The sequence below is a fragment of the Paraglaciecola mesophila genome (assembly GCF_009906955.1).
In the GTDB taxonomy this organism is placed as follows: domain Bacteria; phylum Pseudomonadota; class Gammaproteobacteria; order Enterobacterales; family Alteromonadaceae; genus Paraglaciecola; species Paraglaciecola mesophila_A.
Genome location: NZ_CP047656.1, coordinates 4,141,612 through 4,162,966, shown reverse-complemented (window position 1 = coordinate 4,162,966; position 21,355 = coordinate 4,141,612). Strand labels below are relative to the sequence as shown.

16 protein-coding genes are annotated in these 21,355 nt (G+C 43.5%); 5 read left to right on the top strand and 11 right to left on the bottom strand.

From position 1 onward, the window contains the following. Window positions 1-14: 14 nt before the first annotated feature. The 8 genes from FX988_RS17680 to FX988_RS17645 form a co-directional block, all read right to left on the bottom strand. Window positions 15-1,244, bottom strand: coding sequence for a hypothetical protein (locus tag FX988_RS17680; RefSeq protein WP_160181411.1), 1,230 nt, complete (start codon window positions 1,242-1,244; stop codon window positions 15-17). Continuing rightward, a complete protein-coding gene (locus tag FX988_RS17675; protein WP_254700654.1) occupies window positions 1,241-3,589 on the bottom strand; it encodes a putative bifunctional diguanylate cyclase/phosphodiesterase in 2,349 nt (782 codons plus the stop codon). The genes FX988_RS17680 and FX988_RS17675 overlap by 4 nt, the downstream gene beginning before the upstream one ends. Then, window positions 3,582-4,223, bottom strand: a complete 642-nt coding sequence (locus FX988_RS17670; RefSeq protein ID WP_412761909.1) for a methylamine utilization protein — start codon at window positions 4,221-4,223, stop codon at window positions 3,582-3,584. Before FX988_RS17670 ends, FX988_RS17675 begins: the two co-directional genes overlap by 8 nt. A gap of 126 nt (window positions 4,224-4,349) precedes the next feature. Next, window positions 4,350-8,357, bottom strand: coding sequence for a FimV/HubP family polar landmark protein (locus tag FX988_RS21950; protein WP_160181410.1), 4,008 nt, complete (start codon window positions 8,355-8,357; stop codon window positions 4,350-4,352). Window positions 8,358-8,769: 412 nt separating this feature from the next. Continuing rightward, complete coding sequence (locus FX988_RS17660; RefSeq protein ID WP_160181409.1) at window positions 8,770-9,786, bottom strand: aspartate-semialdehyde dehydrogenase; 1,017 nt, start codon at window positions 9,784-9,786, stop codon at window positions 8,770-8,772. A 40-nt stretch (window positions 9,787-9,826) separates the two neighbouring features. Then, the gene (locus FX988_RS17655; RefSeq protein ID WP_160181408.1) at window positions 9,827-10,951 is read right to left on the bottom strand and encodes a 4-phosphoerythronate dehydrogenase; all 1,125 of its coding nucleotides are present in this window, start codon (window positions 10,949-10,951) and stop codon (window positions 9,827-9,829) included. Window positions 10,952-11,189: 238 nt separating this feature from the next. After that, window positions 11,190-12,083 carry an alpha/beta fold hydrolase gene (locus tag FX988_RS17650; protein ID WP_160181407.1) on the bottom strand — a complete coding sequence of 298 codons (894 nt, stop codon included), beginning with the start codon at window positions 12,081-12,083 and terminating at the stop codon, window positions 11,190-11,192. Beyond that, entirely contained in the window at window positions 12,083-12,835 is a 753-nt protein-coding gene (locus tag FX988_RS17645) for a class II aldolase/adducin family protein (protein ID WP_160181406.1), read from the bottom strand. The genes FX988_RS17650 and FX988_RS17645 overlap by 1 nt, the downstream gene beginning before the upstream one ends. Before the next feature lie 95 nt (window positions 12,836-12,930). Between FX988_RS17645 and FX988_RS17640 the strand changes: the two genes are divergently transcribed. The 5 genes from FX988_RS17640 (at window position 12,931) to FX988_RS17620 (ending at window position 18,879) form a co-directional block, all read left to right on the top strand. Then, window positions 12,931-13,623, top strand: coding sequence for a Crp/Fnr family transcriptional regulator (locus tag FX988_RS17640; protein ID WP_160181405.1), 693 nt, complete (start codon window positions 12,931-12,933; stop codon window positions 13,621-13,623). A 246-nt stretch (window positions 13,624-13,869) separates the two neighbouring features. Further along, complete coding sequence (locus FX988_RS17635) at window positions 13,870-14,886, top strand: hypothetical protein (RefSeq protein ID WP_160181404.1); 1,017 nt, start codon at window positions 13,870-13,872, stop codon at window positions 14,884-14,886. Then, window positions 14,886-15,545, top strand: coding sequence for a hypothetical protein (locus tag FX988_RS17630; protein WP_160182224.1), 660 nt, complete (start codon window positions 14,886-14,888; stop codon window positions 15,543-15,545). The genes FX988_RS17635 and FX988_RS17630 overlap by 1 nt, the downstream gene beginning before the upstream one ends. Window positions 15,546-15,557: 12 nt before the next feature. Continuing rightward, window positions 15,558-17,558, top strand: a complete 2,001-nt coding sequence (locus FX988_RS17625) for a putative bifunctional diguanylate cyclase/phosphodiesterase (RefSeq protein ID WP_160181403.1) — start codon at window positions 15,558-15,560, stop codon at window positions 17,556-17,558. Between the two features lie 391 nt (window positions 17,559-17,949). After that, window positions 17,950-18,879, top strand: coding sequence for an exopolyphosphatase (locus tag FX988_RS17620; RefSeq protein ID WP_160181402.1), 930 nt, complete (start codon window positions 17,950-17,952; stop codon window positions 18,877-18,879). A gap of 15 nt (window positions 18,880-18,894) precedes the next feature. Here the strand turns inward: FX988_RS17620 and FX988_RS17615 are convergent, their stop codons facing one another. The 3 genes from FX988_RS17615 to FX988_RS17605 form a co-directional block, all read right to left on the bottom strand. After that, window positions 18,895-19,428, bottom strand: coding sequence for a VC2046/SO_2500 family protein (locus FX988_RS17615; protein ID WP_160181401.1), 534 nt, complete (start codon window positions 19,426-19,428; stop codon window positions 18,895-18,897). A gap of 194 nt (window positions 19,429-19,622) precedes the next feature. Beyond that, a complete protein-coding gene (locus tag FX988_RS17610) occupies window positions 19,623-20,432 on the bottom strand; it encodes a M23 family metallopeptidase (RefSeq protein ID WP_160181400.1) in 810 nt (269 codons plus the stop codon). Beyond that, window positions 20,425-21,300 (bottom strand): 6-carboxytetrahydropterin synthase, encoded by an 876-nt coding sequence (locus tag FX988_RS17605; RefSeq protein WP_160181399.1) that lies wholly within the window; start codon window positions 21,298-21,300, stop codon window positions 20,425-20,427. The genes FX988_RS17610 and FX988_RS17605 overlap by 8 nt, the downstream gene beginning before the upstream one ends. Window positions 21,301-21,355: the final 55 nt, after the last annotated feature.

Here is a 21,355-nt window from a genome sequence, read left to right as displayed (position 1 = left end):
TTTATTGAGTTAAATCAACGCCATCGAAACTGAGCGACAACAAGGGTTTGCTGTTGATTTTGTCGAGTCCCTTCCCCTAAGGTTGAGCGAATCGCCGCTTGATTACGATTCACGTGCTGTTCTAGCCCCAACTGCCAATTGGCATTGATTTTATAACGCCACGCAAGAGTTAATCCGCTGCCATCGCTATTGTTCAGATCATGCACAAAAATATCATCTTCTTTTACTTTAAAGTTGTCATAGCGAATGCTCAGGCGATGATCGTTCATTTTATGGCTGAGCATCATGTACCAAGCGTCAAAATTTATGTACACAAAGCGCTCGCCCATATGGCTACTGCCAGATAACCACTGCGAGATGAAACGCGTAGCCGGTGTAATGTCATGGGAAAAAGCCAGAGAATGAAACTTAGTGCGCCACGCATATAAGCGTTGATAATTTACCACTGTCGGGTTAGCTTGATTGTCATAATAATAATAACGTAATTGCGTGCGCTTAAAATAATTTAGGTGCCCTCCTAGATAGAAACCTATACGTCCATCAAGCTCATGAAAAGGTTCGACATAGGAGGGGTGAAAGATACCCTCTGGGTCATTAACCGTAGGGTAATCGGCAAACACGACTTTATCATTATGCAGGCTTTGGCGGTCATGCATAGCAAAGCCACGCCAACTTAATAGCGTACCCAGCGTATCATTTCCTTTGAATGCACCTGCAGTGATTTCCCACGAAAAAGGGCTTTGTCGATTACGACCGGCACTAAACAGTGAACCTTCAACACCAGCAACCCTAAGCTCTTCACCTATCCAGCTATTGATAGCAGACTGCGTATAGGTATACGGTGACAACCAGCCCAAATCAACATTTTCAAGTGACATACGTGGGTAGAAAAAGCCTGCTCGCCCTTTAAATCGTATCTGACGATTTGAAATTGGCTTATATTGAATACTTGCTTGCGTTAGCCCTAGATGTTGCTCCCCCAATTGATAAAAGTTAGCACTCAGATCATATGAAAAACCGGAGGATAATTTGTCACTTATTCTCAGCACACTTTGCTGAATATTGACCCCATTATCTTGATAAGCAACAATCCCAGTTCCTTTATCAAACCAAGGGTTGTGCTCATCTGCTCTCACCATATTAACCTGAATCAAGCCACTGATTTGTTGAGCCGTTGCAGGCATCATCATGATGATTAAAACTAAAAATATACATAGTTCATTGTTTAAAATTAATCGCGTCACGACGTTAAACCATTGCGAGTGAAGTTTTGATACCAAGTGACCAGTTCATCAGACCTCAGCGCCTTGGTCATATAGTAACCTTGCGCCTTGGTACACCCTATCTCGGTTAAAAATTCCAAAGTGGCAAGATCTTCAACCCCCTCTGCAACTGTAGTAAGCCCTAAATTTTGCGCCAAACTGACTAATGTTTTTACCATCACTCGGTCATCTTGATTGGTGGCTAAATCAAGCACAAACGCCTTATCAATCTTAAGTTCATCGACGGGCATTTTCTTCAATTGCGCCATGGATGAGTAGCCTGTACCAAAGTCATCAATAGAAAGGGTAATGCCCATATTGCGCAGCAAATTCAGTGCGCGCAGCGCATTCTGAGGATCGCTCATAACGGCGCTTTCCGTCACTTCCATGGTCAGTGCACTAGGAAGTAAATCAAACTCCATTAACAATGACGCAATGCTATCTGGAAGGGATAAATCAACCAGGTCAATGGCTGAAATGTTCACCGCAACGGTAAAATGCATATCTTGCTCTTGCCATTTTTTAACCTGCTGGCACGCTGTTCTCAAAGCCCATTGGGTAACATGTCGAATGGAACCCGTTTGCTCAGCCAAGGGGATAAAGTCGTCAGGGGGAACAAAACCATGCTCAGGGTGAAACCAGCGTATTAAGCATTCTAACGTTTCAACCTTATGGCTGTGTATTGTTAACTTAGGCTGATAATGCAGCTCTAGCTGGCCTTCGGCCAACGCCCCTTTAAGCTCAGACATAAGACTAAGGCGCACAACAGAGTGCTTATTTAGTGCATCCGTGTATACAGCGAATGCATTATGCTGGTCTTTGCAACTGTACATGGCAATATCCGCACACTGCATCAGGCCCTGCAACGATTGAGCATGCTGCGGATATAAAGCAATACCAACGGAACAATCAACGTCCAGCACGACATTTTCAATCTTAAAAGGTTGCTCAAACAATTTGATTAATTGTTCGGCTGCTTCTTCGGGACTGTCATGCGCCCCTTGATGACTCACTACCGCATACTCGTCTCCCCCCAAGCGAGCACAAAAGCTGCTTTCGGTGGCATAGCTGCTCAAACGCCTCGCAATTGCAATCAATAGTTCGTCACCTAGGTCGTGACCAAGGGTATCATTTATGTCTTTAAATCGATCCACGTCCAACATCAGCACTGTTAGCTGACATTCTGGTTGTTGCTTAAGTATGTCCCTTATATGATTGGAAAACTGTATCCGGTTAGGAATATTGGTTAGCTCATCATAGTAAGCAAGGTGATGAATTTGCTCTTCTCGATCGCGGATACCCTGCTGCATCTCGTCAAATGCACTGGATAAACTCTCTACTTCTAACGTGTTCGCACTTGGAAAGGTTTCAACAAACTCGCCTGCTCGCATTCTGTGCGCAGCCTTAATTAATTGATGTAACGGTTTGGTAATCTCTCTGGATAATAATGTCGCTCCTAACAAGCCAAGTGTCGCCGCTGATAACAAAATAATAAATAACTGGCCGATAAGACTCTCACTAGAAAGATACGCATCATCTTCGCCTGTAGAAGCCACAATATACACGGGGCTATGTTCCCACACCCCAAATTCAACCGTAGTATAAATCGTATTAGTAGATGATAAAGAGATACGGTGCAACCCGGATGACACTTCAATATCAGGTAGCACAAGAGAATTCACAAATGGAGTGTCTGGTGTTGCTCCTAGCAGCGTATTACTCTTGAGACTGAGCAAAGTCATTTGCATATTGGTTAATTCCACCAAGTTTTGCGTGAATAACTTCTCTACATCTATTCCCATCACCACCCAAGCATTGACTTGAGTAGAGTTTTCAACGAAGCGCACCGGGGTGGCGCGCAAAAGATAATAACGATGGTTAAATGAGAACCAATGGAGCTCAGGCGTTGTAAAAGAAGGAACTATTTCATTGCTACGTTCAAGTGGGTCTGATGTACTGACGAGAGGTGAAAAATCATCTGCCAATACCCAAAAAATATCCGCGCCTAAGCGGTTCTGGTAGTTAAACATGGCTGATTTTAATGATTGTCGATCATCATTCGCAGTTGCAATCAGCTGCTTGATACTAAAATCTTTGGCTAACGTAGTCATGCCGTTATCCAGTGCACTTGCTCTTCCTTCAATATTATCTCTAACCACGCTAACAGAGGTTTGCATGTGACTGAATAATTGAATACTGGAGTGTTGATAGGTTGCACGCTGAACAAAGTATAATGTCACCAGAACAATAATGGTGAGTAGCAAAAGAAAAATGAAAGACATCCGCATTTGCAGTGATGTCTTGAAAAACGTATTTGTATTACTCATATTCGCCGAATTCGTCACCGCTATTTTCATAAGCATTGACGTCAGGTAGCAAGTCAGAAGGCACCTTCATCGTCACTTGCATTACCTCATCAACGGACACTGGTAATTGAAAAGATTCTGGCGCATCACTAATGCGAGGATGCCATACTCTGAGGATATATTCCCCATTTGGAACCTGCAAGCTGGCTAAACCCGATTGGTCTGTTTTGGTGAAATAAGGCGTGTCTACTACGTATATATAACCCAACATCCAATCATGGACGTTACACCCCATTTCGACTACGCCTAACTTATCAAACAATAAAGGGTTCGCGCGTAATCCTTTATATAACTCTAGCTCAAATACTTTAGCTGCAGAGAAAGAGTATACATGATGCTGAATAGAGTCAGAGTTTGGAAAGCTCACTTGGGTATTTCGCTGAACAGCAAGAATGTGCGGATAAAACTGAGTGTTAACCTGATCCATGATTGCCATGCCATTGGTCGTCTCAACGGGAGCATTTTTCGGAAGAAGAAAAACCACCACATTTGACAAGGGTGTGTTCTGATTGTCGGTAACGACAATGTCAATGTCACTGCTGTGGCTAACGGTACTTACCATAACCAGTAACAAACTTAAGGTGAATCTAATCACTGCTACCTCAATTTTTTTAACAAATACTAACTGATTTTTAGCTAACGTATTAAAAAATGTCTCCTTTCTTTGACATTTTTTTTCAATAAGTTTTAAAATCAATTCGCTAAATTGACGTGTTACAGCTTATTCTTCCCCTTTTAAGCTGGCAAGGACACGCTTCGCTTCTTCAGATTGTGGCGGATGTCCATATTCAATAATATCTTCTAACAACTCAGTAGCAGACTCAGTCTCTCCAATTTCTATATAGGCATGAGCTAAGTCCAGCTTAGCACCAAACCCATCGTCACTGTCTACATCAATGTGATCCGAATCATCTTTAGCAGTGGAGAATTCGCCCATGATTGACTCTAAATCAAGTGCCTTTTCGGGTAAGGGATCTGCCGTGATGCTGTCATTTAGTAGATCATCCACGTCAACAAAGTCGCGCTCATCTTCCTCGGGCGCTTCTTCTTCAAGTAAAGTGGCAATATCCACCGCACTATTAATATTCTGACCTGCTTGGTTAATATTGCCTGGTGTTTGCTCTTCTGATGAATCAGACTCCAAAGAGTCGTTCAAATCATTATCTAAACTTTGCAACATGTCATCAAATGAAGCTGATTCGAGCTCTTCTATGGAGTCTGTGTCATCTTCGTCGACTTCATTTAACCAATCTTCGAGTTCGGGGAATTCATCCAACTCATGGTTTTGCTCAACACCTGAAGAAGGTAACCTATCATCTGTTGAAGCTTCGTCGTAGTGACTCTGCTCATCATCTAAAACAAAATTCTCTAGCGCAGATTCTAGTTCATCGTCATCAAAATCTGCCAATGCATCGATGTCGCCTAGCTCCGTATCAGTTAATGGTTCAGAAACTGGCTTGGCAGAGGCATCATTTGATTCGAGTTCGTCAGTGTCAAAATCGGCTAGTGCTTGCTCTAACGCGTCTTGCTCACTAGGCTCGTCATTTTCATTATGTTCACTTTTCTCAGGGGCTAACTCCTGATCATCAAGTGAATCTTGTTCAGTAGAGGTATGCTGTTCATCACTAAGAACATCAGTGGCATCAATCTCTGTAGCATGGATTGTGAGATCTGTGTCGTCTACTGGTGAGGTTGATGTGACAGGATTTGTTTCCGACAATGCTCCATTATGCTCTTCAGCATTGCTCTCAACGCTATCACTCTCAAATGCTGATACGCCTTCACTATGGTTGTCAGTGTCATGCTCGTCAAAATCAAGCTCATCAATATCGCTAAGCTCAAGTTTAGTTTCGTCTTGCATATCAGACGCTTGCTCTTGCTGTAACTCATCACCATGCTCCGTTGCAAACGTTTGCTCTGATAGAGGTTCATGATTTTCTTGAGATGCTTCATCCGCTGAGGGCGCTTCGTCCGCTGAGGGCGCTTCATTCGCTGAGGGCGCTTGTTCTGCTGAAGGCTCTTCATCCGCTGAGGGCGCTTCATTCGCTGAGGGCGCTTCATTCGCTGAGGGCGCTTCGTCCGCTGAGGGCGCTTCATTCGCTGAGGGCGCTTCATTCGCTGAGAGCTCTTCGTCCGCTGAGGGCGCTTCATTCGCTGAGGGCGCTTCATTCGCTGAGGGCGCTTCATTCGCTGAGGGCGCTTCATTCGCTGAGGGCGCTTCATTCGCTGAGGGCGCTTCGTCCGCTGAGGACTCTTCGTCCGCTGAGGGCGCTTCGTCCGCTGAGGGCTCTTCGTCCGCTGAGGGCGCTTCACCCGCTGAGGGCGCTTCATCCGCTGAGGGCGCTTGTTCTGCTGAAGGCTCTTTATCCGCTGAAGGCTCTTCACCCGCTAAGGACTCTTCACCCGCTAAGGACTCTTCACCCGCTAAGGACTCTTCACCCGCTAAGGACTCTTCACCCGCTAAGGACTCTTCACCCGCTAAGGACTCTTCACCCGCTAAGGACTCTTCACCCGCTAAGGACTCTTCATCCGCTGAAGGCTCTTTATCCGCTGAGGGCTCTTCGTCCGCTGAGGGTGCTTGTTCTGCTGAAGGCTCTTCATCCGCTGAGGGCGCTTGTTCTACTGAGGGCGCTTCAAACGCTGAGGGCGCTTCATCCGCTGAGGGCTCTTCATCCGCTGAGGGCTCTTCACCCGCTAAGGACTCTTCATCCGCTAAGGACTCTTCATCCGCTAAGGACTCTTCATCCGCTGAAGGCTCTTGTTCTGCTGAAGGCTCTTCAAACGCTTCTGATAAAGGTGCGACTGCGTCCAAAGTAGACTCGTCTAGATCAGAATTAGGGCTTTCAGCATCAATGTCAGCGTCAGCAAAAATGTCACCTAAACCTTCAGTAATTTTATCTAACTGCTGAATATCACGCTGTGGTGTGCCGGTAAACTCGGGGTCAACTGCCTCTTCGCCCTCTGGCAGCATATCCTGCATCATTTCAACTTGTTCAAGCTCGTCAATCAGATTGCTAGTAATGTTATCTAGCTCTTCACTTTGCGATGCTATTTCTTTATCAAGCTGCTCTAACATATCCTCATTAATAGGATCATCAGCATTTACTTCAGACGACTCTGGAAGCTCAGGTTTCGGTTCAACCAGTAAATCATCAATATTAATTTCTGGCTGCTCATCAACATCGTCAACAGGAGAAATTTCGTTAATCTCGCTTGAGGTATCTTGAGTAACGTCAACAGAAGATTCCATTTCACTTTCAACATCATCTACATCAGCAGCAAACTCGTCTTCAGGCCCTTCATCTATAATTGCTTCGCTTTCAGCGCCTAAATCGCCCGGCTCGTCTAAATCGTCTAGATCTGAAAGCGTATCTTGTTCATCGGAAACAGGCTCTTCTATTTTCGTACTTGTTGCTACATCCTGTTCGGGTGCGTCAGCTTGAGCGTCGTCGCTATTGTCCTGTTCTTCCTCGTCTGACAAGCTGATGTTGTCCATCTCATCATCGATCTCTGCCAACAAGTCATCTTCATCTTCGAATAAGTTGTCTAGATCGTCTTGATCAAGTTCATCGCTTCCGGCTTCAAAGTCTTCTGTTGGGTTGAGTTCGCTATCTGGCACCAACATATCGTCGCCAAGATCATCAAACTCTTCCTTGTCCTGCAGGTCATCCTTCTCGTCAAATGACTCTTTTAGTTCCTCTGCCAATACGTCATCCGCAACGCTCTGATCACCGAACAAGTTTTCATCATCTAACTCTGAGCTTAATTCTTCGCTTAATGCATCAGATAGGTCGTCCATTTCACTGGCAACATAGGTATCAGCGGGTTCGTCTTTCGTCGCCAGTAAATCTAGATCCATCTCTTGCGGCTTTTTGCGCTTAATTAACCAATATGCAAAACCACCTAAGATTAAAAGAGACACCAAGATAGAAGATATGATTAGCGTAAGGGGCTTCATCAACCAGTCGGTAAAACCACCTTTTTGCTGTTCCGCCAACGCCTTTGCCTCGGCGTCACGAGACTTCGCAAGTAACTCATCAATGCTTTTACCCATCTGCACAATTTGCTCATCTCTCAGCGCTTCTTGACTGCGTATCTCAGCTAAGTCTTTATTTACCGAGTCGAGGCTTTCAAACACCCGTTGATTTTCATTAAGAATACTTTGAACACTGAGGATGGACTCGGCAAACTGTTGCCGGATTTGTTGAAATTGACGGTTTTGTTCCTCATCAATGGCGCCTAGACGTTTCTCAATAATGTCTTTCGTTTCATCTAGGTCGTCTTTGCTGGCCAAGGTTTTATTTGAGCTAACGCCAGCACTGGAGCCTGAAACTTCACCACCTAAATTGAGTAATTGATTATCATAACGAACTTTCGCAATCGCCTGAGCTTCATTCACTCTGTTGACATACTTAGAAGCGGGCAGGCGCAAGATAGCGCCGTCTCTCATCAAATTTATGTTATCGCGTTCAAAAGCGTCTGGGTTCAGCTCATACGTGGCAAGCATTACCTGATAAATAGAATGGCTCGTGTTTTGCCTTGCTTCGCTGGCGATGCGCCAAAGTGTGTCAGAGGAGGTTATCGGGCCATAGGTTTGGCCAGAGAATTCCGAATCGCTACTTTTAGGCCCTTTGATACGGATTTGTTGAAAATCGGCTGCTGCAAGGCCAATAGAGAAAGTTAATGTGAGGCTCGCTACAAATAACAGGGCTAGCGTTCGCAAATTCATTGATCCTTTATGCCTCAAAATTAGGGTAAATAAGCCGCCGACAGTTTATTTACAATGTCATTCATTGTTATCGTTACGTGCTCTTGCATATTACAAAAAATGAGAGCAAAAAATGTTCCACACGTACATATGTCAGTTGGATAACGACTTCATATCTTACTATAAACCAGAAGGTTGAGATGATCTAGAATGCGATTTTAGTGATGTTTTCCCTTACTTTACAAAGGGCAATGTATCCTAAAGTCATCTTGATTTACGCTAAGACTATAAAATGCTATCGGCACTTCCAATTAAAATATGAATATATAAGTGACTAAACTAAAAGTGAATATTCAAAGTTGCTTTGCTTTATAAACAATTAACCCACGGACGTAAAATACGCACCGTGGGTTAATTTTAATACGTTTGTTGATTACATGTAATCGCGGATCAGTACCTCAGCAATTTGAATGCTGTTTGTTGCTGCGCCTTTACGTACATTATCAGAAACAACCCACATGTTTAATCCATTAGGGTGACTGATATCATTACGTACACGGCCAACATACACGTCGTCATTACCGCTGGCATCACCTACTTGAGTCGGGAAATCAGCAGGTTCAGATTTCAACACAATCCCTGGAGCTTGTGCCAATAGGTTTTTCGCATCCTGCGCATCGATCGGCGTGCGTGTTTCGATATGGATCGCTTCACCGTGACCGTAAAATACGGGCACTCGCACAGCCGTGGCATTAACGCGAATACTTTCGTCACCCAAAATTTTCTGAGTTTCCCACACCATTTTCATTTCTTCTTTGGTGTAATCATTGTCTAAAAACACATCGATTTGAGGAATGACGTTAAACGCGATTTGACGACTAAATGCTTCAGGTTTTGCTTCCTGACCGTTCAGCAAGGCAGCAGTTTGTTTAGCTAACTCATCCATAGACTCTTTGCCACCGCCAGAAACTGACTGATAAGTACTCACGTTAATACGATCGATACCTACAGCGTCGTGAATAGGCTTTAGGGCGACCATCATCTGAATCGTTGAGCAATTAGGGTTTGCAATGATGTTGCGATTACGAAAATCAGCTAATGCGTGGGCATTAACTTCTGGTACCACTAATGGGATATCGGGCTCATAACGGAAGTGCGAGGTATTATCGATAACGACGCAACCTGCTTCTGCAGCGATAGGGGCAAATTTTTCAGACACACTGCCACCGGCTGAGAAGAAGCCTAACTGTACTAAGCTCCAATCAAAGGTATCTGCGTCTAACACAGTTACTTCTTCACCCTTAAACGTCACCGTACCACCAGCAGAACGTGAACTTGCCAATGGGTAAAGTTTATTGACTGGAAATCCTCTTTGTTCAAGAATTTCAATCATGTGTTGTCCTACTAAACCAGTAGCACCCAACACGGCGACATCAAAAGACCGAGACATGTAGCATAACTCCTAAAAAGTGTTAATTTGTTTAAGTAACTTATTTACGGTTAAATCCGAGTGCGTAGATTGCCTCTGATCCAAGATAATTTCCAGTATTTACGCTAAGCGCAGCGAATTCTCTTCGAATAGAATAGTTTTTTCGGATATATCTAAACTGATCTGGCTGGGCAATCGTGCTTTTAAATAGCGCTGAGTCCTTACGGATATCATAAACACTGAGCACTAAGGCGCTTAGAAGAGCTTGCCCATCAAGTGTTTCATCGAGGTTAATACAGCTCGGCTGTGGCGACGGTAAATAGTCACTAAGCTGCTTTGTCGCATCAAACCCAAACTGCTTACATACTTGTTGATAGAGCATTTCAGTACCACGGGCTTTTCCTTCAACGGTATGCCCAGCGATGTGCGCCGTAGCTAATGCAATATAAGGCACAAGCAATTGATCAATATCCGGCTCGTTTTCCCAAACATCTAAAACGATATTCAGTTCACGGCCGGCTACAAAACTAGCTAATAACGCTTTGTTATCAATCACTTCCCCTCGACAAGCGTTAATCAAAAGCTGATCCTCTCGCAACTGAGCGATGCGAGAGGCGTCAAACATATGTGCTGTGTTGTGCTGACCACCTTCAACAAGGGGAACATGCAGACTGATAATATCGCACTGCATGATGGTATCCATCGTAACGAAGTCCCTACTGTCACCTGCATCCGCTAGTGGGGGATCGCATAGACAATACTGAATACCAAGCGCGGTTAATTTCTCGCTTAAGCGAGTGCCCACATGCCCTGCCCCAACTATGCCGACGGTTTTATCGGTTAACTGCCAATCGAGTTTCTCCGCCATCACGAATAAAGCGCTCAGTACATATTCAGCAACCGCAACGGCATTGCATCCCGCTGCAGAATGAATCCCTAAGCCACGACTTTGCAAGTAGGCCTTATCTAAATGGTTAGTGCCTGCGGTTGCAGTGCCTACGTATTGGATACCTTTATTGGCGTCAAGAAGCTCTGCGTTAACTTTAGTGGTTGAACGGACCAGTAGTACATCGGCATCTGCGACAAGTTCGGCATTCACATCTTTATGGGAAAAAACCTGGCTATCACCTAGCTCTGCAAAAAATTCAGCAGCGTAAGGTAGACTGTCTTCATAATAAATTTTCACCAGATAGGCTCCATGATACGCCAGCGATATATCGCTGCGCCCGAGTACGCATTAGGTTCAGGCTTAAAAAAGGAGCGCAAGTATGCCACGGCGGAACCAGAAGCTAAATGCCCAGAAAGAATTTTATGCCGTGTTTTGACAATGGTCTAATCACTTGAAGTACACCTACAGCATTGGTCTGCCCAACGCATTAATTCACAAGTCTTCACGAGAATAATGAAATAGAAATACACTGAATCTAGCGTAGTGATCGTAAAAAGGTCTGATATAACTGAGTAACGACTTTTGGCGCTTCAAGTTGAGGATAATGACCGACTTGCAAGGCATAAGTTTGCGCATGAGGTAATAGGTTTTCAAACTGCTTCAACATATGCTGGCCCGATATTGGATCATGAACGCCATTGATAAAACACTGGGGCAACGATGTGTGTTGCATGGCACTAATCCAGCGAGAAGCCTGAGTTTTACGCTCATCTATATATTTTAATAAATGCGGAAGCGCACGCTTTCCCTGTTTCCATTCCAGTAAAGCATACAAGATCGCAATGTGAGCCGCGTCCGGCTGGCTATTAGGGCCAAATATTTTAGCAAAACTGCGGTGTAAACTGCTTTGACTCATGAACCTTGCTAAAACCGGCCCCAACGGGCTTTTGAGCAGTTTTTGCGTCAACAGGGGACGGTGACAATCAGCGAATAATCCGCCATTCAAATAACAGACACTTTGAATACTCAAATTTAAGCGCTTTTCATAATGGCGAGTCAATAACTCTTGTGCCACTGAATCACCGTAATCATGGGCTAAAATATGGCATCGCTTAATTTGTAGTTGCGCCATCAATGTTTCGAGAATATCCGCTTGCTCGAGTAAACTGTAATCGTGTTTATTGGGTTTATCTGACAGCCCGAACCCCAAAAGATCGAGACACACTAAGCGATACTTTTGGCGTAGTACATGCCATTGATTGTGCCAATCCCAAGCTGCACTGGGGAAGCCATGGATCAATAAAACCCACGGTTCACCATTCTCTATCGCCGCAGCATCTTGAGCAGTCCAGTATGCGATTCTATGCTCACCCATTTGCGCGTAGCTGGCACTCGCTTGATACTGCTCAACATTGGGAAAGCGCTTCATTATTGATCGTAACCTGGATTGGTTCGATTAAGTTGACGTAAAATGCCCGGCCAGGCTAGTGCGCCTCCGGCAGAGCGAGTAACTTGTTGAGCTTGTGCTCGAATCCCCGCCAGTATTTGTTCAGGGATAGGTATCAGCTCTTGACCAGAGGCTTGTGCCTGTAGTTGGATTTCACATGAGCGTTGCAGTAAAAACATCCCCAAAAAAGCATCCGCGATAGAGTCTGAACAGGTTAGCAAGCCGTGGTTGCGCAATATCATAAAATTAGTATTGCCAAGATCAGCCACCAGACGCTTTTTCTCATCAGGATTTAACGCAACACCTTCATAGTCATGATACGACATAGAAGACAGTGCAAATAAAGATTGCTGACTTAAAGGCAAAAGCCCTTGTTTCTGCGTCGACACTGCAATACCAGCCGTTGTATGCAAATGCATAACACATTGCGCATCCTCGCGTGCTTCATGCACTGCACTGTGGATCACAAAACCTGCGGGGTTTATATCATATTCAGACTCCATGACTTTTTCGCCATGTAAATTGACTTTAACTAAATTAGAAGCCGTTACTTCATCAAACATCATACCGTAGGGGTTGATCAAAAAATGATGTTCTGGCCCTGGAACACGAGCGGAGATATGGGTAAAAATCAAATCATCCCAACCATAATGAGCCACCATACGATACGCCGCCGCTAAGTCGACTCTGGCTTTCCACTCTTGCTCACTAACCTGTTGCTTTACTGCTGACATAAATTTGCTTCTTTAGATTGTTAAATTTGTGTCAACAACTTAATCTACAGGCAAGTCACACACTGTCGCTAATACGACAATTCAAGATAATTCCTATGCATTTAGACACAATTAGACCCATTCTGAGTCAGAGCCCATGGTTTAAATCACTTCCGCAAGACATTATCGAACAACTCGTCACGGCAGCAAAACTAAAGAGAGTTGAAACAGGACAACTTGTTTATCAGAAACATGATTTAGGTGACGGTTTGTACTGCGTCATGTCAGGTAAGGTCCGTTTGAGTAATGTAACCCTTGAAGGCAAAGAGCTCATTTTAACCTGGATGCAAGCTGGTAATTGGTTTGGTGAAATATCATTGTTTGACGGTTTGCCTCGAGCTCATGATGCCCATGCTGAAACACCCTGTGAGCTATTGAAAATATCTAGCCATGACTTCAAAGCGCTGCTGGTAGAACACCCAATACTGTACCCGCATTTCATGCGCCTGCTCTGCCAACGCATTCGCACTACATTTTCGTTTATCGATGAAACCGGAAGCTTATCGCTAAAAGGTAAATTGTGTGGACGAATTCTGCTATTAGCCGAGGGATTAGAACATCAAGCACCGGTTGAAAATGGCACCACCTTGCGCATATCCCAAGAATCGCTTGCCCTAATGCTTCACAGCTCTAGACAAACCGTGAATAAATTACTTCAGGAACTGCAAGCACAAGAAGTTATTCAAGTTCACTATGGCCAAGTGACGATTATTGACTACCTGAAACTTAAAACCTTGTGTCAAATATAATGCCGTACCACTCAAGCACGAATGGTCTTGATGTGAGAAACGCAGAGTCAAAAACTAAAAATTGGCGATAAAGCCAAGTCTGATTTATATCTATGTCTAATATGAAAAAGTAAGTTCGCCAGCTAGAGTTGATGCTGTGCACGTTACCTAGATAAGAAGCGTCAAGTATACAAAGATAAAGCGGTTCAGCTTCCAATCAAAAAGCATGTATTTGCTTGGGTAAAATATTAAGGAAAGTAGTATTTCATGCAGATTTGTTTCCCTAAGCCACAATACTTTTTTGCGCTTCTTTTGAGCTTCACACCTTTGCTCCTTTGCGCCGAAAACCTCGGTAGTAACTTGCTAGGCGAGAATATGCGCTGGTCTGTTGATACATCGGCTAGACTTAATAACAATACAGATAACCAGCACAATGCCTTTACTTATACATTAGGTCTTGACGTGCACAAGGTATTTAGCCACAAAAATAGGGACATAGGCACCCTGATGTTTCAACCGTATTTGGTGTCATTGAATAACGCGTCTTCTGCGCCATTTTTCTTCGACGATGGCGATGATACTCAATTGACATGGCGCATCACCAACTTTAATTTTACGGCCCTAGCCCAAGGCAGGCTGAATATAAAGCTAGGGCACTTTGAAATTCCGTATGGGCTAGAGTATCAAGAAGATACCAATGGAACGTTACGTCAATTCACCTTTGTAAATCGGGGCATTAAAGCCGATTGGGGCATGTCAGTTAACGGCATTTTGCCTTACTTAGAGTATGAAATCGCACTCACAAGAGGCTCAGGAAACGAACTAACCAGCACCCATAACCCGCATATTTTTTCAGGTCGTATTGGAACACCAAGTCAGAAAAATATAACCGCAGGTTTTTCGTGGTTTTACGGAGATGTGCTGACCGGTTCAGGCACCACCGAGCATAAAACGTTAGGGGTAGACGCTTCCTATTTTTATTATCAGTGGCAATTTATGTTTGAGTCATCTATTGGTCAAAAAGCAGGGGATGATACCCAAAATAGCTTCGTAGAAATTGCTTGGATGGGTGCCAAAGAGCAGTTTAAAAGTTATATGCAACTGGGTTATCAAAACATTAAACAGATGAGTAAAAAAGATTCTGCCAGTTACTGGGTGATAGGTATGCAGTGGCAAAATACCCATGGCTTTGACTTAAGCGCACAGTTCAAACATAAATTAAACGCCGCTCCGACACTTAATATAGAGCCTGACTTAAGCATTCAAGTGAGATACAGATTGTGATGACAAACGTTCAAGCAAAGAAATCAGCAGATCTGGTAAAAGCAGCTTTCGTAAAATTAGCGACGTTTTTTGCGCTTACATTCTTTATGCTCATCGTAACATTCCCCTCCCAAGCCGCCTTCTGCTCATTGCGCGACCCCGTCTCAGCTATCCAAGCTTTATACACCCAAGAGTATCAATTTAGAACTGTGGTGACCGATGTTACTGAAGCAGATCGTGAACAAATGAAACAACAGCTACCCTTCACTATCCATCAAAGTGAAGTCGCTAAGCACACCTTATACGTCTTGTATAAAGACCAACAAGCAGAAGGTTTTTTACAAGCACGTTCTGAATGGGCAAAGTGGGGGCTCGTTGAAATTGCTTGGGCAATCAACTTAGATCGAACTTTAAAAGGCTTTTATTTTCAGCGCTGCCGTAGTCCACAATGCAATGACACAGTGACCCGAAGCATCAGTCACGTAATTCAAGGTAAGTCATTCTCTCAATTAAAAAGCTTATTAAGTGATGATGGAGAAACACTTTCCGCTTATGGCGAGTCAGTCTTTCCTATCGCGCCTAAATTAGCATTGCTAACCTTACGATCTGCGCTAAAAACCCTTGCTATTACCGATATAAGTTGGAGAAAAGATCTACAAAATCTAGCCATAGCGCATTAATTGAGGACAAAAATGAGAATAAGAAGTTACCTAGCCTTGTTGGTTTGCGCATGTTTGCTGGGCGCTTATATATTAGAGCAAGTCTTAGCCTATCGCTTTAACAGCGTGCAAACGCTAGAGAGTGAACACAATGAAAGTTTGTTGTGGCAAAAAGATCTTCAACGGATAGAAAACACCACGTCACAATTCTTAGTTTCCGCGGACCTTGTTATCGGCTCAGGTAACACTTATCTGATTTTTGGCGCTAAAAATATGGGGGAATACCTCATTAATGAACTTTCTCAAATGCACGACCATAACCGTTTCCCGCCCTTATCAAAAAAGATATCTGAGTCTAAGGCTTTGGTGGTGGGTATCAACAATGTATTAGACAAAGTGTTAGACCTGCCCTCCAGTGATCTGCAGCAAAGTCTAGCTCAATTACTAGAGCAATATGATCCAGTCAGCCTCTTACTTTCGCGAAACATCCAGTTTTTAACGCAGGAAACCAACAATACAATAGATGACGAAGCCCGTTTTTTGCAGGCGGAAAAACAGCGAATGGAAGAAGTCAGTTGGTTCACCAGAATCGGTTTCTTTCTGGCCATAATCGCCCTATGGTGGTGGGCTAACAGCAGAATATGTAAGCCGTTAAATGGTTTGATTTATTCATCTCATCGAGCACTTTCAGGTCATGATTTTGAGGCGACTAGGCGAGCCCCCACTGAAATATTAGAGTTAAGCAACGATTTTAAACACTTAACAGAGACCTTATTTCATCAAGCGTCACACGATCCGTTAACAGAGTTACAAAATAGGCGTGCGTTCGAGCGCAACCTAAAACAAGTCATTCACGACAACAAGCAAAACTACTTTTTATGTTTTATCGATTTAGATTATTTTAAAACAATTAATGATACATGCGGCCATGCAGCGGGAGATGAGATCCTTGTTAGTGTTGCACGTATTTTAAAAAGTAATGTACGCAGCAATGATATTGTCGCACGGCTCGGGGGAGATGAGTTTGCCATTCTCATATTAGATTGTCCTTTCGAGAAGGCCCTACAAATTGCAAACAATATCAAAGAAAATATACGTAACCTAACTTACCATTGGGAAGGGGAAACCTTTCATCTAAGCGCTAGTATCGGCGTCGCCCCAAAAGTAAAGAATAACAGCACGACAGATTTACTCAATGCTGCGGATGTTGCCTGTGGTTTAGCAAAAAGTGAAGGCCGCAATACCGTGCGTCTATACGATGCAAGCCAAGAGCAGGTCAATCTCAAACAACACGATATTCTATCCGTTCATCAAATCAATAACGCCTTAAAAAATGACCAATTTATCCTCTATAAACAAGATATTATGCCGTTACAAAATACACAGGTTGGGCGCTATTTTGAAGTATTGCTGCGCATGAAAGGGATGGATGGAAAGATCATTAGCCCTGCGAGCTTCTTGCCCATCGCTGAACGCTACCGATTAACAAGCCAAATTGATACTTGGGTAGTCAGCGCCGTTTTCGCGCATTTTCGTCAAAACCAAGCTCAACTTGAAAATACCGCGATGATTTTTATCAATTTATCCGGTCATTCTATGAATGATCACGAATTAGAAACCTTCATTATCGACAAGGTGATAAAAGGCGGGATCCCCGCCAATAAATTATGCTTTGAAGTGACTGAGACGGTGGCTATCGCCAATATAAAGCGCGCTAAACTTTTTATCGAAAACATAAAAAAACTAGGCTGTTGCTTTGCCTTAGATGATTTTGGTAGTGGCCATTCTTCTTATGCTTATCTTAGAGAGCTGCCCACGGAGAAAATTAAAATCGACGGTACAATCATCGCAAATATGATGGATAACCCGCTAGATTACACCACAGTAAAATCTATTTGCGAGATAGCCAAAGCAGCCAATCAAGAAATTATTGCCGAATTCGTCGAAAACGAAAAAACCGTGGACGCTTTAACGAAACTAGGAGTGGATTTTGCTCAGGGGTATCATTTTAACCGCCCAAGTGAATTACGCTAAATAATGCGTGTTACGCATGGACACAAAGGAAAAAGCCGCGACATGTGAAACATGCTGCGGCCGGGGATAATACGACAGTTCACTAGGCTGTCCAAATGTTAGTCGCTAAAAATAGGCAAAAAGTTTAATTGAATTTAAAAAATTTTTATAATGAAGATTTAATTATCCAAATCCAGTCTTCAATAACGTAATTTTTTTACCTACAGTAAGAAAGACTTATCTCTGTATTAGACTAAATATCAATACTTTTCATAGATTTACTTTTTGAATAATCTGCTGTTACGTTTTAGACTGATTGCATACAAAGTAATTGAATTTTCGCCCAATTCGATATCATCGAGAGAAATGAAAATACGTTTTTATCTCTCCCATCCACAACCAAGAGAGCATTATGTCAAACAGTACTTTTCGACTCATCACCCGCAGCGACTTTGACGGCTTAGTATGTGCCGCTTTGCTGAAAGATATGAACATGATTGACGATATTAAATTCGTTCACCCTAAAGACATGCAAGATGGCAAGATTGAGGTAGGTCCTAGGGACATTCTTACTAACCTACCTTATGTTTCAGGTTGCCACATGTGCTTCGATCACCATCACAGTGAAACCATGCGAAACGAAGCTCATGACAATCATGTCATTGACCCATCGGCCCCCTCTGCGGCTCGCGTGGTATATGATTACTACGGCGGTAAGAGCAAGTTTCCGAAAATTACTGATGAGTTGATGGATGCTGTCGATAAGGGGGATTCAGCCAACTTTAACCAGCAAGAAGTGTTAGATCCTCAAGGCTGGGACTTAATGAACTTTTTAATGGATGCACGCACGGGTCTAGGACGTTTCCGAGAGTTCACAATTTCTAATTACAATTTGATGATGGAGCTGATCGACTGTTGTTTAGACCTTAGCGTTGATGAAATTATTCAGCTTCCTGACGTACAAGAGCGTATCAAAATCTACCAAGAGCATCGTCCACTTGCAATTGAACAAATTAAACGCTGTGCGACGGTAAAAGATAACTTAGTGATTTTAGATTTAAAGGACGAAGAGCCTATCTACGCCACCAACCGTTTCATGATTTATGCCCTATTCCCTGAGTGTAATATTTCTATTCATAAAATGTGGGGATTCCAAAAGCAAAACGTGGTGCTAGCGATCGGCAAGTCTATATTGAACAAAAGCTCCAACACTAATATTGGTGAAGTGTGCTTAAAATATGGTGGCGGCGGACACGAGAACGCCGGTACTTGCCAAATTCCCACAGATAAAGCGGACGAGGTATTGCAAGAAGTTACGCAGAAAATTAATCGAGATGGTTAATTAAAACTTCACCAATTAGGCCTGCATTTGCAGGCCAATCTCTTCTAGTAAATCAAATATACCCGTTTCATCTACCGTTATTTCATTATCATGGCCATTACTTTCACTGGTGTTTGCATACCCAGCTGAATGAGCCGCATATCGATTCTGAGTATACATATCACAATTTTCGACAATATCATCATCGATATGAAACGCATCATTATGCAACGACAATGGTTGCGGGTGCATCGCCAACCACAACTGAGCACTACGAATGCCATCGGCATGCAGAATCTCAGTCGTGGTATCGGCCAAAAGCCAGTCTTGGGCATGGGCTTGTAACTGGCTTTCTGGGTAATATGAGGTAATCTCCTCTTCGACCCCGCTGGTTTCAGTGTTTACCGAGCCAATTCGCGGGCGAGCTAATATATCTTGCTGCAGCATAGATAACAGTAAAGCGAATTTTCCCCCTTGCTGTGACGCACGGTTAAGCGCTCCGCTAAATTCAAGATCTAACGAGGTCTGATTAACCGCTTGCTTGTTTTGCGTCGCTTGAGTTTCCTGCAAACCTAGATCACCAATAGTTCCCCCTATAAAAAAGGAGGATATGAGAATGATTAATTAACTAGGTTATCGCGCGAAAACGCTGATTCTTGAGGGATACGACGGGGAAAGTTATCAATGAAAGTGACTGATGTTGAGCGTCGACATTCGCAAAAGCACATGCCCACTAGTTATTCACCCTTTGAAGTTTCGCTTCTTTAGCGCTTAGGAACTAATAATGCTGGATCAATTCGCACGTTCATCCAGTTCATTCGCCAATCCAAATGCGCACCAGTGACACGCCCTGTGGCGCCTATTTCAGCCACCAATTGCCCCTGATTTACGATGTCTCCTTCTTTCACTAATCCTTTGCTTAAATGCAAAAAAGTAGAAGAAACCCCTAGCCCATGATCGATAATCATCGTACCGCCAGAATAATACATATCAGGCACAAACAGGGTGACCACACCATCAGCTGGGGCGTAAACAGGTGTGCCCGTTGGCGCAGCTACGTCCACACCGTAATGGGGGCGTTTCGGCTGACCGTTGAGTACGCGTTGACTCCCATACACACCGCTAATAGGCCCTTGGGCAGGCCATATAAAATCTTGAGAGAAGTCGGTTCGCACGTCACGACGAGCGCGCGCGGCTGCAACTTGTACATTATCTTGACGGATTCTCTCTAGTACCTCTTGAGGAGGAGAAACCATTTTACTGGCTAGGCCATCAATACGTTGTATATCGTATTCTCGCGAAGTTAATTTGAGGTTTTTCTCATGATGATTGCCTTCTGGGTCGCGCCATGTGAGCTGATGTTCTAACTTGGCATCACGATTAAACCCAAAGACAAAGTGACCATCATCACTTATCAATATTGGTTTTCCGTCTAACCAGATTTCACTGCCTGAAGGGGCGCTGCCCCTAAGTAAACTGCCCTGAGTTAACTCTCCTCGCAGCTCTAACATTTCGGCCTGAGCACCCATCATAAACATTAGGTTGATAAACGCCCCAAAAATATATTTATGCATAGGCTATGGCACCTTTTCCAACACCTTCAAACGCAAACACCTTAAATTCACTCTCAGGCACTAAACGCTTTTGTTCATCAGCAATAAATTGTGCAAGGCATTCAACAGTCGTATCTGTATCAACCATTTCTGTTTCAGCTTTCGGAATAGCCAACTCAAACCAACCTTGAGAAGACTCATAACCAAATAAATAATGTTCTGTAAAATCAGTATCACTCTTTACAAAGTTAACCTTGTCAGCGCTAACTAAATCTTCATTAGAGCCCACGTATATATCGCACCAACGCTCTGCCCAGTACTGTTGCCATTCTTGGCTTTCATGTTGGTTTTCAATGATGGTAATTTTCGAACGATGGCCATGAGCTATCCTCTGACAATTGCCATCGTGTTTTTTCAAACCATGGGTATAGTGGTAGTACGGCGTCGTTATCACTTCTGCGCGCAGCGCTAACTCTAACCCTGCAACGTTATCAGGCAAGTGGGTAGCAATAACTTGTTTTAAATATTGGCTAACCGATGACATAGTCACGTGCTTCGAATACACGAAAGCGTATGCTTCTGAGGGGCAGTTAAGATGAATAGAACGTCCATCTGGGCGCATAAAATCCACACTCACTCTGTCATTTTTTTCGTCTCGCAGAATATGGCTATATTCATGCTCAACGGGGATCAGCAATTTATGGTCGACATATTCATCAATCAAATGCTTAAGCTGCTTTTTAACCTTAGAAAAATCGAGCACCATGCTCTCTTCATTTAAATCGCCGTCTAATACGACGTCGACTATCCAACTTTCTCCCACCATGCCGCGCTTAGGGCACAGATAAGAAAAATCCATAACGGTTAAATCGTTAACGAATAATTGCATAAAACAGACTAAATACCTTAGTTAACACAATGAGTGTTGAGAAAATGAGTAGTAT